This is a genomic window from Planotetraspora kaengkrachanensis (assembly GCF_016862895.1).
GTDB classification, from domain to species: domain Bacteria; phylum Actinomycetota; class Actinomycetes; order Streptosporangiales; family Streptosporangiaceae; genus Planotetraspora; species Planotetraspora kaengkrachanensis.
In genome coordinates, this window is record NZ_BONV01000003.1 from 1 (window position 1) to 15,241 (window position 15,241).

The 15,241-nt window shown below is 69.4% G+C and carries 14 protein-coding genes; 8 read left to right on the forward strand and 6 right to left on the reverse strand.

The window, feature by feature from the left end:
• Positions 1-230: 230 nt before the first annotated feature.
• Positions 231-644 carry an HNH endonuclease signature motif containing protein gene (locus tag Pka01_RS40620; RefSeq protein WP_275414433.1) on the forward strand — a complete coding sequence of 138 codons (414 nt, stop codon included), beginning with the start codon at positions 231-233 and terminating at the stop codon, positions 642-644.
• A 126-nt stretch (positions 645-770) separates the two neighbouring features.
• Here the strand turns inward: Pka01_RS40620 and Pka01_RS04645 are convergent, their stop codons facing one another.
• Together Pka01_RS04645 and Pka01_RS04650 are read right to left on the reverse strand one after the other, a co-directional pair.
• The gene (locus Pka01_RS04645) at positions 771-2,549 is read right to left on the reverse strand and encodes an FAD-dependent monooxygenase (protein WP_239114736.1); all 1,779 of its coding nucleotides are present in this window, start codon (positions 2,547-2,549) and stop codon (positions 771-773) included.
• 88 nt (positions 2,550-2,637) lie between these two features.
• On the reverse strand, positions 2,638-3,303 hold the full coding sequence (locus Pka01_RS04650) for an acyl-CoA-like ligand-binding transcription factor (RefSeq protein ID WP_203881332.1): 666 nt from the start codon (positions 3,301-3,303) through the stop codon (positions 2,638-2,640).
• A gap of 195 nt (positions 3,304-3,498) precedes the next feature.
• Between Pka01_RS04650 and Pka01_RS04655 the strand changes: the two genes are divergently transcribed.
• The 5 genes from Pka01_RS04655 to Pka01_RS04675 all read left to right on the forward strand — a co-directional run bounded on the left by Pka01_RS04655 (position 3,499) and on the right by Pka01_RS04675 (position 8,765).
• Positions 3,499-4,452 (forward strand): helix-turn-helix transcriptional regulator, encoded by a 954-nt coding sequence (locus Pka01_RS04655; RefSeq protein ID WP_203881333.1) that lies wholly within the window; start codon positions 3,499-3,501, stop codon positions 4,450-4,452.
• 224 nt (positions 4,453-4,676) lie between these two features.
• Entirely contained in the window at positions 4,677-5,552 is an 876-nt protein-coding gene (locus Pka01_RS04660) for an ABC transporter ATP-binding protein (RefSeq protein ID WP_203881334.1), read from the forward strand.
• Positions 5,549-6,385 (forward strand): ABC transporter permease, encoded by an 837-nt coding sequence (locus Pka01_RS04665; RefSeq protein ID WP_203881335.1) that lies wholly within the window; start codon positions 5,549-5,551, stop codon positions 6,383-6,385. The genes Pka01_RS04660 and Pka01_RS04665 overlap by 4 nt, the downstream gene beginning before the upstream one ends.
• A gap of 101 nt (positions 6,386-6,486) precedes the next feature.
• On the forward strand, positions 6,487-7,578 hold the full coding sequence (locus Pka01_RS04670; RefSeq protein WP_203881336.1) for an ABC transporter substrate-binding protein: 1,092 nt from the start codon (positions 6,487-6,489) through the stop codon (positions 7,576-7,578).
• 2 nt (positions 7,579-7,580) lie between these two features.
• Positions 7,581-8,765, forward strand: coding sequence for an LVIVD repeat-containing protein (locus Pka01_RS04675; RefSeq protein ID WP_203881337.1), 1,185 nt, complete (start codon positions 7,581-7,583; stop codon positions 8,763-8,765).
• 161 nt (positions 8,766-8,926) lie between these two features.
• Here Pka01_RS04675 and Pka01_RS04680 read toward each other — a convergent pair whose 3' ends face one another.
• The 3 genes from Pka01_RS04680 to Pka01_RS04690 form a co-directional block, all read right to left on the reverse strand.
• Positions 8,927-9,382, reverse strand: a complete 456-nt coding sequence (locus Pka01_RS04680) for a (2Fe-2S)-binding protein (RefSeq protein ID WP_203881338.1) — start codon at positions 9,380-9,382, stop codon at positions 8,927-8,929.
• Positions 9,383-9,393: 11 nt separating this feature from the next.
• Positions 9,394-11,643, reverse strand: a complete 2,250-nt coding sequence (locus Pka01_RS04685) for a xanthine dehydrogenase family protein molybdopterin-binding subunit (protein ID WP_203881339.1) — start codon at positions 11,641-11,643, stop codon at positions 9,394-9,396.
• Positions 11,644-11,773: 130 nt separating this feature from the next.
• Complete coding sequence (locus Pka01_RS04690; RefSeq protein WP_239114737.1) at positions 11,774-12,736, reverse strand: LLM class F420-dependent oxidoreductase; 963 nt, start codon at positions 12,734-12,736, stop codon at positions 11,774-11,776.
• 178 nt (positions 12,737-12,914) lie between these two features.
• On the opposite strand from Pka01_RS04690, the gene Pka01_RS04695 reads away from it, so the two are divergent.
• Complete coding sequence (locus tag Pka01_RS04695; RefSeq protein ID WP_203881340.1) at positions 12,915-13,148, forward strand: hypothetical protein; 234 nt, start codon at positions 12,915-12,917, stop codon at positions 13,146-13,148.
• Positions 13,145-13,399 carry a DUF8820 family protein gene (locus Pka01_RS04700; RefSeq protein WP_239114738.1) on the forward strand — a complete coding sequence of 85 codons (255 nt, stop codon included), beginning with the start codon at positions 13,145-13,147 and terminating at the stop codon, positions 13,397-13,399. Before Pka01_RS04695 ends, Pka01_RS04700 begins: the two co-directional genes overlap by 4 nt.
• A gap of 88 nt (positions 13,400-13,487) precedes the next feature.
• Here Pka01_RS04700 and Pka01_RS04705 read toward each other — a convergent pair whose 3' ends face one another.
• The gene (locus Pka01_RS04705) at positions 13,488-15,131 is read right to left on the reverse strand and encodes a GMC oxidoreductase (RefSeq protein WP_203881341.1); all 1,644 of its coding nucleotides are present in this window, start codon (positions 15,129-15,131) and stop codon (positions 13,488-13,490) included.
• Positions 15,132-15,241 lie beyond the last annotated feature (110 nt).

The window sequence follows — 15,241 nt, forward strand, 5'->3', positions numbered from 1 at the left end:
CCAACCAAGACGCCGACCCCACCAACCAAGGCGCTGACCAGGGAGCTGAACCAGACCCCGCCGACGACACCACCGACCGCGTCACAAGGCACGCCGGGGAATGGCCCAGCGACCCACGAACGCGGCCAGGCACCCCCGACGAAGACCAGGCACGAAGACAAGGCCAGGCCCGAGAGCCAGAACAAGAACCAAAGCGGTCGCGGCTGCGATGGAAAGTACCCGGACTCCTGCTGTCGACCGGACAACTGCTGTCCCCCTCCGACATCGACCGGCTCGCCCGCACCTCCACCCTCATCCGCCTGGTCATGAACGCCGACGGACAAGTCCTCGACATGGGCCGCGCCGTACGACTGGCCACCAAACCCCAACGCAAAGCCGTCTACGCCCGCTACTCCACCTGCTGGATCGACGGCTGCCCCCTACCCGCCACCATGTGCCAGATCGACCACGCCGACAACTGGACCGACGGCGGCCTCACCAACCTCAACCTCCTCGGCCCCGCCTGCCAGTTCCACAACCGCGACCGCTACCGGCACCCCCATCGCTACCAACGCCACCCCCAAGGCAAAGACCGCTGGGCCTTCACCTACACCCCCCGACCCCAACACCACCCACCACAACCCCGCAGACAGCGACCACCGTGACCACAGAGGACACATGAACCACAGGGACCACAGCAAAAGACACCCCACCGGACCGGCCGCCATGAAAGCAGCAACGCCACATGCACCGGCGGCCGGTGATCTTCTCGATCCGGAGGTAGCCCGTGATCAAATTCGCACGTCGGCGGACGGCTGACCGGCGCCCTCGGTACCGGTGTCCGCCGGGTGCCCGAACCAGCGGCCGAGGGCGGATCGCAACTCCGCGCGCTGCCGGTCGTCTGGACTGGGTGACGCCGAGGCCCAGGCGACGTAGCAGTCGGGCCGCAGGAGCAGCGCGGTGACGCCGGCGTCGTCGCATCGGGCGGTCACGACGTCGACCCGGTCGCGCCACGGTGCCGCGACATCGGCGAGCGTCCCGCCGTCGGTGAGTGTCCCGCCGTCGGTAAGCGTCCCGCCGTCGGTGAGGTCCAGGAGCAGCGGCCGGGCGTCGCGGGTGAGTTCGGCGAGTCGCACCGCACCCCCAGCGGTGCGCAAGAGCAGGTCGGGCGCCCAGCGGCCGGTCAGAGCGGCGTCCGCCTCGCCAGGGACCGTCCCCGCGACACGGAGAGCCCCGCCCGCGACACCAGGAGTCATCCCCGCGACACCAGGAGCCCCGCCCGCGTTGCCAGGGACCACCCCCGCGACACCGGCGGAAGCCGTACCCTCACCCCCGGATGCCATGTCCATGTCGTAGCGGATGTCCGCGCCGGCTATCAGATTCGCGAGGTGCCGCACGGTGTTCTGGTCTGCCAGCAGTTCGCTGAACAGCTCACGGAGCGCGGTGACCTCGCTGCCGGGACCGGACAGGACGGCCTGCGCCTGGGTGTGCATGGTCACCCGTCGGCCGGCCGGGCGGCGCTCGGCCTCGTAGGTGTCCAGCAGGCCCTCCGGCGCCCAGCCGCGCAACTCGGCCGCGAGCTTCCACCCGAGGTTGATCGCGTCCTGCAGGCCGAGGTTGAGCCCGGGCCCGCCCATCGCGGAGTGCACGTGGGCGGCGTCTCCGACGAGCAGGATCCGCCCGGCGCGGAATCGGTCGGCCAGCCTGGTGTTGCCACCGGTCAGCCGCCGCAGCAGGTGCGGTCCGGGCCCTTCCGGCGGGCCGATCGGCACATCGACGCCGAGCACCCGCTGGACGCTGTCGCGCAGTTCGGCGATCGTGAGCGGCTCCTCGTAGCCGGCGTCGTCGCCGGGCTCCAGCCACTCCGTCGTGTTCATCAACTGCGGCCCGCTGGGGAACCGCGCGAATGTGATCAGTCCCCGCTCGGTGCGGTGGTGCAGGAAGGGCGGGACGGTGCCGTAGCCGGGGACGAGCAGCCCGCCGGAGACCGGATCGATCAGTTCCGCCGGCATGCTGACGTGGGCGCTGCGCGAGATCCTGCGGTCGGTGGTCACGCCGGGGAAGCCGACCCCGGCGAGCTTGCGGACCACGCTGTGCCCGCCGTCGGCTCCGACCAGGAACCGCGCCTCGATCCGGTACGGCCCGGCGGGACCGGTCACCTCGACCGTGACCGCGCCGGAGTCCTGGGTCAGCCCGGTCACCTCGTGACCTCGCCGGATCTCGACGCCGAGCTCGGTGGCCCGCTCCGCCAGCATCTCCTCGATGCGGCGTTGCGGCACCATCATCACGTAGACGGGGTTGTCGGGCAGCGCGGTGAAGTCCAGGGGAAACGCGCCGAACATGAAGCCCGGTGCCGGGCTCGGCGGGGCGGCGGTGCCGGTGAGCCGTTCGTGGAGGCCGCGCCGGTCGAGCATCCGCACGACCTGGCCGACGAGCCCGTTGGCCCGCTGTTCACCGGACGGACCGGTCAGTCGCTCGAGGACGAGTGGCCGGACACCGGCGAGGGCCAGTTCGCAGGCCAGCATGAGCCCGTTCGGTCCGGCACCGGAGATGACGACGTCGATGGGCATGACAAGATCCTTTGAGTGCGGGCGCGCGTGCGCGCACGATGGATCGACCCGGCGGCGCCGGGTTGACGTACTGGAGGATGAGCCCGCGCTACGGCGTGGGCAGGCCCGCGGCGAACTGCGCCAGAGCCTCGGACAACAACTGCTCCATCCCCACGGGAGGCTCGGACAACAACCGCTCCATCTCCCCGGGAGGATCGGTGCGCAGCCAGTGCTGCATGGCCACGTTGCCGGCGGCCGTGACGGCGGCGGCCACCAGATGCGGATATAGGTCACGGTTGACGTCGGTGCCGGTGCGCTCGGCCACCGCGGCGGCGATCTCGGCCTCGGCGAGCGCGCCGGCCCGCAGGAACTCGCCCTGCATCGCCGGCTCGGCGACCATGAGCCGCACCCCGGCGATCCACTGCTGGCGGTCGGTCACCGGACGCGCGACCGTCTCCGGCGGCGGCTCGAACTGCGCTCGCGCCGCGTAGGCGATGGACTCCCAGAGCGGCTCGGAGGCGGGCCGGCTCCGCAGTATCTCCGCGACTCGCAGGGCGCGGTCGAGGTGGCGGGCGACGATCGCCTCGGCCTTACTGGAGAAGTAGTTGTTGAACGTGCGTGGTGACACCCCCGCCGCCTCGGCGATGTCCTCCACCCTTACGCGGTCGAACCCGCGCTCGACCGTGAGTCTGACGGCCGCCCAGCTGAGCATCGCCCTGGTTTCGCGCTTCTTGCGCTCCCGCAGGCCGATTCTCGCGACGTCCTCAGTGCTCATGGCACCCACCCTAACCGATGTTGCGCGTTCGGCAAAGATGCGTGCCCCGCAATTTTCCAATCCGCGCGGGGTCTCATTTCCGGGCGGCGCGGGAGCTCCCCCACCAGCGATGTCCAGTGACGTGAAAGGTTCAGACTTCTTAAAGCTTCCAGTTTGTCTCTATATATCCGCTTATGCGTGGCTTACGGTGGCCCAATGGACAGAGGTAGTCCCCTTGGCGATTTCCTCCGCGCCCGGCGCCAGGCCAGAGACATCGAAGACCTGGGGCTGCGCGACTCCGGGCGTCGCCGGACGCCTGGACTGCGCCGCGACGAGGTGGCCACGTTGGCCGGCGTCAGCGCCGACTACTACACACGGCTCGAGCAGGGGCGCGAGCGTCATCCATCGGATCAGGTGCTCGGCGCGCTCGCACGGGTGCTCCAGCTCGACCACGAGGCGACCGATCACCTGTTCGAACTCGTCCGCCCCCGGGTGGGGAGGCCGACGACGTCCGAATGGACCGACCGGGTCAGCCCGAGCGTTCAGCGCCTCATGGAGCGCTGGGACGACATGGTGACGTTCGTGACGAACCGCTGGTACGACGTCCTGGCCATGAACCACGTGGCCGCCGCCCACCTGGGTGCGCTGGAGCACAGCGACAACCTGCTGCGGCTGACCTTCCTCAACCCGTCGGCGCGCGAGTTCTACCTGGACTGGGAGGAGCAGGCATGGTCCAAGGTGGCGCACGTGCGCGCCGCGGCGGGAACGGAACCGGACGACCCGGCGCTGCTCGAGTTGGTCGAGGAGTTGTCGCGGCGAAGTGAGGACTTCCGCCGGATGTGGGCCCGCCACGACGTGCGGGCCAAGACCAATGAAGTGCTCCACCTGAACCACCCGATCGTCGGCGAGGTGGTCCTCTTCCAGGAGTCGTTCACCGTCAACAGCGCCCCCGGGCAGTTCCTCTTCGTCGCCCAGGCCGAGCCGGGCAGCCGGTCCGAACGGGCACTGGCCGCGCTGGCCGCGCTGGGCGACCCCTCGTCCGGCGCCGGCCGCCCGAACGCCCGCCGCGCCGGACGGCCAGGCGGATCTTCAGATTTGAGGGGCTCCACCGGACCCGCGCGCCGACCGGACTCGGCCGCCGTCTCCCCGCGGATGAGCGGGCGCGGGTAGCGCGCTCCCTCCCCCGTCCGCACGACCCAGACTGGCCACATCTCATTTCGCAATCGATTGCGCAACACCCCTGATCTGAAGCCCGAGGTAAGCCTCTTACTGCCCAAATTATTCTGTATACAGCTCCTTGACGCTGGTCAACCGGTTGGGTACCGTCGGCGCAACCGATTGCAGCGGGCAACGCCAGAGGCAGGAAAACAGGCTGATCTGAGCAGGGAGCTGGGATGGGGCAAGTAGAGGCCCGCAGTGCGCCCGGCGCACAGCACGCCGCGGATGAAAGACCCTCGGAGCCGGCGCTCATCGAGGCGGCACATGTGACCGCGGGCTACGACAACAGGCGGGAACACACACGACTGATCGCGCTACGAGACGTCTCACTCCAGGTGCGGCGGGGCGAGTTCCTCGCCATCGTCGGACCGTCCGGTTGCGGCAAGACGACCTTCATCAATCTGATCGCCGGGTTCGTCAAGCCGCTCGAAGGTTCGGTGCGCGTGCGCGGCGAGGAGGTGACCGGACCGGGCGCCGACCGGGCGATGGTCTTCCAGGACTACGCGCTGCTCCCCTGGCGGACGGTCGAGCGGAACATCCGGTTCGCCATGGAGAACCGTCGCGGACACGTGCCGAAGGCCGAGCAGGCCGAGCGGGCGGCGCGCGCGCTGCGGCTCGTCGGGCTGACGGGTTTCGAGAAGTCCTATCCCCATGAGCTCTCCGGAGGCATGCGGCAGCGCGTCGGGATCGCACGCGCACTCGTCACCGAGCCCGAGATCCTGCTCATGGACGAGCCGTTCGGCGCGGTGGACGCGATGACGCGGGAGGCCATGCAGGCGGAGCTGGAGAAGATCATCGCCGAGACCCGGCAGACGGTCGTCTTCATCACCCACTCGATCGACGAGGCCATCCTCCTGGCCGACCGCATCGTGGTCATCAGCAAGCGGCCCGGCACGATCCGGGAGGTCATCGACGTCGACCTCCCCCGCCCGCGGTTCGACGAGCAGTCCGACGTCCAGCGCTCGCCCAGGTTCGGAGAGATCCGCAGTCATCTGTGGTCGCTTCTGGCGGACGAGGCCCTGGGCGCCAAGCAGGAGGGCGCGACACGATGACCGAGACGATCCAGAGCCCCGCGCGCACGGACGGCCAGCAGATCGAGACCATCGAAGTCAGCAAGTTCGCGCGGTTCAAGAGCGTCGGGATCACGGTGGTCAACCTGACCATCTTTTTCACGATCTGGGAGCTCGTCGCCCGCGCGGAAGTGATCAACTCGCTGTTCTTCCCCCGGGCGACCGACATGTTCGCCGCCCTGTTCAACGGCTTCGCCGACGGCACGATCTGGCCGCAGCTCAGCCACAGCCTCACGAACTTCCTCATCGGCCTGGCGATCTCGGCGGTGATCGGCATCCCCGTCGGTCTGCTCATGGGCGCCAGCAAGGTCGCCGACCTGATCCTCAGCCCCTACGTGTGGGCGATGACCTCGCTCCCCCGGGTCGCCCTCATCCCCCTACTGATCCTGATCATGGGATTCGGCAACTCCATGCAGCTGACGATCATCGTCCTGTCCGCCGTCTTCCCGATCATGGTCAACTGCATGGCGGGCGTGAAGACGGTCGAGCCTTCACTGGTCCGCGCGGGCGTCGTATTCGGTGCGAGCAGGCCGCAGATCTACCTCAAGGTGATCCTGCCCTACACGCTGCCGTTCGTGATCTCCGGCGTCAACCAGGGCATCGCACGCGGCCTCGTCGGCATGCTCATCGGTGAACTGCTCGGAGGCGGAGGCAACGGCCTCGGCTTCCTGCTCGACAGGGCGGGCGAGCAGTTCGACGCCCCGATGCTGTACGCGACCTTGATCCTCCTCGCCGTGATGTCCGTCGGGCTGGTGCAGGCGATGCGCTGGCTCGAACAGCGCGCGGCGCCATGGCGTGACATCTCACGCGCATAGATTCCTCACCCCCCACCCGGGTCGGCGCGGTTCGCCATCCCCCACTCGACACAGCCGCTTCCATACAGCCGCTTCCATGGGACGACGCCCAGGAGTCACCGATGCACAGATCCAAGCAGTTACTGTCCGTATTCAGTCTCACCGTTCTTCTCGCGGCCTGCGGAGGCGGAGGAGGAGGAGGAGGCGCGGCGGCCCCGAACGCCGCCAACAAGAGCGCCCCCGCGAGCGCGGAGGACATCGACGCGACGATCGATACGAGCAAGGTCAAGCACACTCTCGTGGTCGGCGTCGACAACCCCTACTACCTCTTCCACGAAGACATCCTGGTGGCCCAGGAAAAGGGCTACTTCAAGGAAGTCGGCATCGACAACGTCGAGATCAAGACCATCGAGGACCCGCTGCCCGCCCTCATCGGCGGCTCGCTCGACATGGCGCTGTACGACTCGGACACGACGATCGCCGCCGCCAAGAAGAGCAACACGGGGGTCCGGTTCCTGTCGGTCTACCTGGGCGGCGAGGCCAACATCCTGGGGGTCGGCAAGGGCATCAACACCGCAGCCGACCTGAAGGGCAAGACGATCACCGGCGGTCAGTTCAACAGCCGCAACGACGCGATCCTGCGTGAACTGCTCGTCAAGAACGGCGTCACGCCGGACACGGACGTCAAGATCGTCAGCACCGGCGGCCAGTCGAACGAGCGGCTCCAGTCCGTGATCGCCGGTGTGGTCGATGGGGCCAGCCTCCAGCTCCGCCACCGCGAGGTGCTGGAGAAGGCCGGCGGCAAGTTCCTGTTCGAGGAGACCCGCAGGGTGCCGCAGAACGGGTGGGCGGCCAACAAGCTGCTGACGGAGAGCCCGGAGACCGTCACTGCGTTCCTCACGGCGACGCTGAAGGCACGGCAGTTCATCACGAACCAGGCGAACAAGGACGCGGTCCTGGCCCTGATGGTGCAGAAGGGATTCGACGTCCCGCCGGAGTTCGCGGACGCGTACTCGGCCGAGAACGCCCCCGACTACCACGTGGCCGACGGCGGCTTCGACCCCGCCGACATGGACAAGTTCATCCAGGACCAGATCGGCTTCAAGTCGGTCCCTGAGGGCACCGACTGGCGTGCGTACACCTACCTCGAGCCGCTCTGGCGTGCGCAGAAGATCCTGGGCCTGCCGTTCCGGCCCGCTCTCGGGAACGTGTGAGCATGAGCCTGGGAACGGCTGCCGCCAAGGGGCTCCGCCTTCTCGCCCACCATGACCTCGCCGGCAGCGGCGACGGCATGCAGGTGATGCGTGAAGGCGACGCCATCTACGTCGGCCACAGCGGCACGTCCAGGATGGGAACCTCGATCCTGGACGTGTCGGACCCGCTGCGGCCCCGGCTGGTCGACCAGTGGGCCGCGCCGGACAACACCCACACGCACAAGGTCCAGGTCGCCGGCGGACTGCTGCTCGTCAACCACGAGCGCTTTCCCTACCGGCCGACCGGGCCGCTCGGCCCCCACTCGGCGGGCCTCGCGGTGTACGACCTGACGGACCCGTTCGCCCCGGAGCAGATCGCGTTCTGGGAGTCCGGGGGCAAGGGCGTGCACCGCATCGTGTGGGAGGGCGGCCGGTACGCCCACATGTCGGCGGTGCCGGACGGCTTCCGGGACCGCATCTGGGTCGCCGTCGACCTGTCGGACCCCGCACGTCCCGTGGAGGCCGGCCGATGGTGGTGGCCGGGACAGTGGGAGGCGGGCGGCGAGCAGCCGGACTGGCCGGAGGGCCGGCGCTACGCCGCCCACCACGCCCTCGTCTCCGGCGACGTCGCCTACCTCGGTTTCGACGACGCCAACCTGGTCGTGCTCGACGTCTCCGACATGGCCGCGCCGAAGATGATCGGCCGGTGCAGGTGGGGCGGCGGTGCGACGCACACGTGCCTCCCTCTGCCCGGCCGCGATCTCCTCGTGGTCACCGACGAGCAGCAGCACGACGGCCCGCGCGCGCCGGAGAGGCGGATCCACCTCGTGGACGTCGCCGATCCGGCCGAGCCGTCGTACCTCGGCGCCCTCCCACATCCGGACGGTCCGTACGACGACCTGCCGATGCGCTTCGGACCGCACAACCTGCACGAGAACCGGCAGGGGTCGTACCGGAGCGAGCGGCTCGTCTTCGCGACGTACTTCAACGCGGGCGTCCGCGTCTACGACCTGGAGGATCCGGGCGATCCGCGCGAGGTCGCGCACTGGGTCTCGGAAACGCCACCCGGCCAGCGGGCGCCGCAGGCCAATGACCTGTTCGTCGACGACGGCGGGCTCATCTGGGTGACCGACCGGACCCATGGCGGGCTGTTCGTCCTGGAGCCGGAACCGGAACTGGCCGCGCTGATGGAGGAGGCGCGCGCGTAGGGAAACGGCCGACGCAATCGGTTGCACGCCAAGATGACGTGGCGTTCCCGAGCAGCAGCGGATGAACCCCCGGCATCGTGCCGCACGTGCTCGCACCACATCATGCAACCGATTGCGTCGGCGCCCGGCAGCACGGCGTCAGCGGTTCGGCCCGGCGGCACCTACATCTTCGCCGCCGCCCTCTTGATCGCCTCGCGGATCCGGACGTAGGTGCCGCAGCGGCAGACGTTCTGGATCGCGTCGATCTCGGCGTCGGTGGGGTTCGCGGTCTTCCTGAGCAGCGCGACGGCGGCCATGATCTGACCGGGCTGGCAGTAGCCGCACTGGGCGACGTCCTGCTCGAGCCATGCCTCCTGCACGGGGTGGAGCGCATCGCCGTCGGCGAGCCCCTCGATGGTGGTGACCTCCCTGCCCGCCACCTCGGACACCGCGACGACGCACGGGTTGATCGCCTCCCCGTCGAGGTGGCTTGTGCAGGCCTTGCAGACGTCGATGCCGCAGCCGTACTTCGGGCCCGTCACGCCGAGCCTGTCGCGCAGCACCCACAGCAGGGGCATGTCGGCGGGCGCGTCGACGGTGACGGTCCTCCCGTTCACGGCGAAGGTGTAAGCGGGCACGATCGGACTCCTCAGCGGGGGAACGGGGTGAAGTCGACGTCGAAGTTGATGGGGAAACTGCGCGGCCGGATCCCGGTGGCCCGCGCGTAGGCGTTGGCGATCGCGCCGACCGCCGCGGGGACGCCCAGCTCCCCCGCGCCGCCCGGCTCACCGCCGGCGGGCATGATGAAGATCCGCACGTCGGACGGCGAGTCCTTCTGCCGCGCGTAGTGGAACTGCGAGTAGCTGCCCTCCAGCGGCAGGCCACGGTCGATGTGCAGGCCCGCCCGCAGGGTGGTGGAGATGGCGTCGGTCAGGCCGCCGAGCAGCTGCGCCTCCAGCCCGCGCGGGTTGATCGGGCGGCCGACGTCCGCCGCGATCACCGCACGGACCACCCTCGGCTCACCCGGATCACGCGCGTCGATCTCGACCAGGCACGCCGTGCACGACTGGTACTCGTCGTGGAAGCCGACCCCCTGGGCGAAGCCCGCCGGCATGGCGCGTCCCCAGTCCCCCTCGGCGGCGACCTTGTCCAGCACCCTGCGCTGCCGGTCGGTCTTGAGGAACGCGCGGCGGAACGCGACGGGGTCCCTGCCCATCTTCTTCGCCAGTTCGTCGACGAGGATCTCCTCCGCTCCGCGGGTGTTGGCCGAGTACACGGACCGCCAGCTCGCGGTGTGCATCTTCAGCGGCACCTCGTTGAGCAGTTCGGTCACGACGCCGAAGTCGTAGGGCACCTTCACGGTGGTGAGGAACACCGTCTGCGCGAAGCTCAGGTTGCCCGCGACCGGGAGACCGGCCGCGGTGGCCGTGAGGATCTCGCCGAGGCCGTGCCGCAGATCGGTCTCCACGGCGGCCACGCGATGTTCGTAGGTGAGCACCCGCCCGAGCGCGTAGGTGGCGCGGATCTTGTGATGCGTCGCCGGGCGGGCCCTCCCGTGCCGCATGTCGTCGATGCGCGACCACATCAGCTTGACGGGCCTGGCCATGGCCTTGGAGATCTGCGCGGCCTCGAGCGCGCCGTCGAAGAACAGCCTGCGGCCGAACGAGCCGCCGCTCTGCCTCACGTGCACGGTGACCCGGCCCTCCGGCAGGCCGATCGCCGCGGCGATGGTCTGCCTGGCGACGATCGGGGATTTCAGCCCGGCCCAGATCTCCGCCCGGTCCTCGCGTACGTCGGCGATCGCACAGTTCGTCTCCAGCGGGGCGTGGCTGACGAAGGCGAAGTCGAACTCCGCGTCGACGTACCGGGTCAGCAGCGGCGGCACGGCGAACGGCAGGGCGGCCGCGCGGAGCCGCTTGCGGATGCCGGCGTCCGACAGGGAGTCGACGGTGCCCCCGTTCCAGGTGACGTCCAGCGCGTCCTTGGCGTCCTGTGCCTGCCCGAAGGTCTCGGCCATGACCGCGACGCCGGTCGGGACGACGGCGAGGTCGATCACGCCGGGCATGGCCCGCACCTCGGCCTCGTTGTCGACCGAGCGCACGGTGCCGTTGATCGTCGGTGGGCGCCGCACCATCGTGGGCATGGCACCCGCCACGTCGAGGTCCAGCGTGTAGCGCATCGCGCCGGTCACCATCGCGCGGGCGTCGACGCGCGACGTCGGGGTGCCGACCAGGGTGTGCTCGGACTCCGGTTTCGGTTTCGCGGTGAGGCCCGGCAGCGGCAGCGTCGCCGCGAGGCTCGTGAGGGAGCCGTAGGAGGCCGTGCGCCCGTCCGGTGCGACGACCGCGCCGTCGCGGGTGGCGAGAAGGCCGGGCGCCAGGTCCCATCGCGCGCCCGCGGCCGCGACCAGGCGTGCCCGCGCGGCCGCGGCGGCCCGGCGCACGGGCCCGTACACCGAGCGGATCGTGTTGGATCCTCCGGTGAGCTGGTTCATCAGCAGTTCGGGCCGCGCGTCGGCGAGCCGCACCCGCACCTTGGCCAGCGGGAGGTCGAGCTCCTCCGCGACCAGCATGGCCACCGCCGTGGTGATGCCCTGGCCGACCTCGGCTCGTGGCAGCTCGAAGTGGGCCTCGCCGTCCTCGGTCACCTCCAGCACCAGCAGATGCGCGGTGGGCGTGCCGGCGAGGATGAGCACGTCGCCGAGGTCCATGATGTCCGCGGGCTGCGGCAGGCCGGGCAGGCCCGCCGCGACGTCCACGGAGGCGGCTGCCGCGGAGTCAGGGGCCAGGTCGGTCGTCGCGAGCGTCAACGTCGGAGCGGCGACGAGGAAGGTCAGGAACCGCCTGCGACCGACCGCGCCGCCGGTGAGTTCTGTGGAGCTAGCGGTGGGGTCGCCCATGGAAATCCCCTCTCACCGGACGCCGCGGTAACTCACGGGTAGGGAGCATCGTCGCACCGTGACGGATTCGGGATGGGCTGTTCCGCGGTATCCGCCGGAAATCTTCCGTCAGCCGCTGCTCAGGCGCCGCTCACGGGCCCGCGACCTTCGCCGCCGCGAGGTGCGGCAGGACCTCGGCCCCGATCAGGGCGATGTGGTCCAGGTCGTGGATGTCGAAGATGAACAGGTAGACCGTGTCGAACCCGATCTCCCCCAGACCCGTGAGTTGTTCGGCGATCTGGTCCGGGGAGCCGATCGCCGCGGCGCCGAGGAAGAACGGCGCGATGCCCTCGGCCCGGCGCTCCACCTCCGCGGGCGTGGACCCGCAGGCGACGGGCACACACGCCGACCGCCGCGGCTCGCCCGGGTCTCTGCCGATCTCCTCGCAGGCCCGGGTGAAGGTCGCCATCTGCTCGCGCAGGTCGCCGCCGAGACCCGCGTTGAACTCGGACGCGTACCTGGCCGCGATGGCCGGGGTCCGCTTCGGCCCGGTGCCGCCGATCAGGATCGGCGGGTGCGGCGACTGGAACGGCCGCGGCGGGGTGCGGTTGGCCTCGATGCGGTAGTGAGCCCCTTCGAAGGAGAATCCCTGCTCGTCTCCGAAGGGCGTACGCCACAACCCGGTGATGATCTCCAGCTGTTCCTCGAGCCGGTCGAACCGTTCGCCCGTGTCGGGGAACGGGAAGCCGAACGCGGCGTGCTCCCTGGCGAACCAGCCGGTGCCGATGCCGAATTCGACCCGGCCGCCGCTCATCTCGTCGGCGGACGCGACGATGGTCGCCAGCAGGCCGGGGTGACGGAACGTCGCCGCGCTCATCAGCGCGCCGAGCCGGATCCGCTCCGTGTCCCTGGCCAGCCCGCCGAGCGTGGTCCAGCAGTCGGTGGGCCGGTAGGCCGGGTCGTCCGGGTCGACGCCGAGCAGATGGTCCGAGCGGAAGAACGCGTCGAGCCCGGCGCGCTCGGTCGCCTGGGCGAGCCCGAGGATGTCCTCGTAGCGGGCGCCGTGCCGGGGCTCCATGAGAACGCGAAGCCTGATCCCTTCCCTGCTTGCCACGTGACCGCACCGCCTTCGTCTGAGACGTATCCGAGATCCACTATGCAAAGCGGCGGCATCGTGATCAAGAGGCGATCCGCGTCGGATTCCGGTGGAGACGCGGACTGTGGACAACAGATGCGATGATCTGCCGCCATTTCGGCGTGATCATTGGAAAGGACGACGCCACCTTCATCTGGTGAGCGCTCTTGTGCAGCGGGAAGCTGCAGAAATCCGCGAAGAATGGCTGGGCCGGGCGTTGTCGACGCCGCCCGCCGACCGTGGCGCCGCCGAAGCGGCCATCTCGGGCCTGTACGGCCTGATCGGACTCGATCCACCGCGCTTCCACTGGGTCTCCTCACCGGTCGCGGCCCTGACGACCGTTCCGCCGGGGCTGCCGTCACGGCCTGCGGAGAGCATCGAGCGGATGTGACGCCGTACGCCGGGCGGCCGGGGCGGTCTTCACCTCCGAACCCGCACACCCTCGTCGCCGACCCGGGAACCTGCCGCTGGACGCGCGGGGTGTCGGACTCCCACCTGTTGGCGATCGGCGTCTTCGAGACCACGGCCGTCGCCTACCTGCTCCATCCCGAGCACGGGGCCACGGGCTGCACGCCCGGCACGTACCTCGTCCGCCGGCAGCGCGAGTTCGAAGGGCGCGGTGCACGCCTCGTCGCCGACTGATCCACACAAGCCGTGAGCTCGGCTGAAGACTGAGCGCACGAGTGCACGGCCGCCTGAGGTGGCCGTGCACCCGTGCGGGATCTCGCCGTCACAGGTCCGTGGCGATGATCTTTTCGATGTTCCGTTCGGCCAGGGCCGTGATGGTCACGAACGGGTTGACGCTGGTGTTGCCCGGGATCAGCGAGCCGTCGATGACGTAGAGGCCCGGGTAGCCGACGAGGCGGCCGTAGTTGTCGGTGGCCTTGTCCAGCACCGCGCCGCCGAGCGGGTGGTACGTGAGGTGGTCGCCCCAGATCTTGTACACGCCGAAGAGGTCGGTCCGGTAGATCGTCCCCTCCTTCGCGTTGATCTTGTCGAAGATCGTCTTGGCCATGTTGATGCCCGGTTGCTTCCAGGCGGTCTGCCAGTTCAGGTCGACCTTGCCCGTCGCGGCGTTCCATGAGAACTGGGCGCGGTTCGGGTTCTTGGTGATCGACAGGTAGAACGACGCGAACGTCTCGATCCCCACCGGGAGCGGGGCGACCTCGGAGAACGCGCCGCCGGCGGTCCAGTTGTCGATGCCGGAGCAGGGAATGGTCGACTGGAGGCTGCCGGTCGGGTCCCACAGGTGGTTGGCCCGGCCGCACATGACGTTGCCGTTGTCGCCCCAGCCCTTGCCGATCTCGTCGTTCAGGTTGGGCAGCACGCCGGTGGCCTTCAGCTTCACCAGCAGCTTGCTGGTGCCGACGCTGCCTGCGGCGAAGAACACCCTGTCGGCGAGCACGGTCTTGACGTTCGTGGTGTCGCCGTTGGTGTTGAGCTGGTCGATGGAGACGGTGTAGCCGCCGCCGGCCGCCGGAGCGACCGAGGCGACCCGGTGCAGCGGGGAGATGGTGACTCTGCCGGTGGCCTTGGCCTGGGCGATGTAGGTCTTCTGCAGGGACTTCTTGCCGTAGTTGTTGCCGTAGAGGATCTCCCCGGCCAGCGCGGACCTGGTGACGGTCCCGGCCTGCTCCTGCTCCATGTAGTCCCAGTCGTACACGTTGGGCACGAAGCCCCACGGGAAACCGGAGCGTCCGGCGTGCTTACGCCCGACCCGGGAGTACTGGTAGGCGGAGGCGGACTCGAACCAGGCCGAGTCGATGACGCCGACGCCGAGCCCGGCGTTGGCGCGCGGGTAGTAGGTGTCGTACATCTCGTCGGGGTTCACCGTCGGGAGGACGAAGCTGAAGTTCTCACGCTTGGGCGTGACCGCCATGCCGCCGTTGACCAGCGAACCGCCGCCGACACCGCGGCCCTGGTAGACCGTGATGCCGGCGAAGTCCTCCGCGTCCAGGATCCCGGTGTAGCGCGAGATGTTCCGGTCGATCGGGAAGCCGAGGAAGTAGTTGAGAGGCTGCTTGGTCTTGGTCCGGAGCCAGTACGACCGCTGATCCGGGTTCAGCGTGCTGCAGAAGATCTTGCCATCGGAGCCGGGGGTGTCCCAGGCCATGCCCATCTCGATCATGTGCACGTCGATGCCCGCCTGGGCGAGACGCAGGGCGGCGACCGAACCGCCGTATCCGGTGCCGATCACCAGGACCGGGACGTGGTCGCCGGAGGCGATCGGGGCGGCTGCGGGGACGGCCGCCGCCTGGGCCGTGGTGGTACGGCCCGCGAGGGCCGCTACGCCAAGAAGAGAACCGGTTCCAGCGATGAACTTACGACGTGAGAATCCTTTGTGACCTGTGCCGCCCGAGGGGTTGTCGACCATTCGATCTTCCTTACTCTTAAACATGTTCTGGTTACTGTGCGTTAAGCCGCTACCTCTCCTTGAGTGACGTGTGGGGGGATCGCCCCACCTGACGTTCCGGACCGCTGCGC

Coding starts and splice junctions, on each gene's coding strand:
- Pka01_RS04645 (WP_239114736.1), bottom strand. CDS start 2,549: ATGCCCATCGACGTCGTCATCTCCGGTGCCGGACCGAACGGGCTCATG.
- Pka01_RS04650 (WP_203881332.1), bottom strand. CDS start 3,303: ATGAGCACTGAGGACGTCGCGAGAATCGGCCTGCGGGAGCGCAAGAAG.
- Pka01_RS04655 (WP_203881333.1), top strand. CDS start 3,499: ATGGACAGAGGTAGTCCCCTTGGCGATTTCCTCCGCGCCCGGCGCCAG.
- Pka01_RS04660 (WP_203881334.1), top strand. CDS start 4,677: ATGGGGCAAGTAGAGGCCCGCAGTGCGCCCGGCGCACAGCACGCCGCG.
- Pka01_RS04665 (WP_203881335.1), top strand. CDS start 5,549: ATGACCGAGACGATCCAGAGCCCCGCGCGCACGGACGGCCAGCAGATC.
- Pka01_RS04670 (WP_203881336.1), top strand. CDS start 6,487: ATGCACAGATCCAAGCAGTTACTGTCCGTATTCAGTCTCACCGTTCTT.
- Pka01_RS04675 (WP_203881337.1), top strand. CDS start 7,581: ATGAGCCTGGGAACGGCTGCCGCCAAGGGGCTCCGCCTTCTCGCCCAC.
- Pka01_RS04685 (WP_203881339.1), bottom strand. CDS start 11,643: ATGGGCGACCCCACCGCTAGCTCCACAGAACTCACCGGCGGCGCGGTC.
- Pka01_RS04705 (WP_203881341.1), bottom strand. CDS start 15,131: ATGGTCGACAACCCCTCGGGCGGCACAGGTCACAAAGGATTCTCACGT.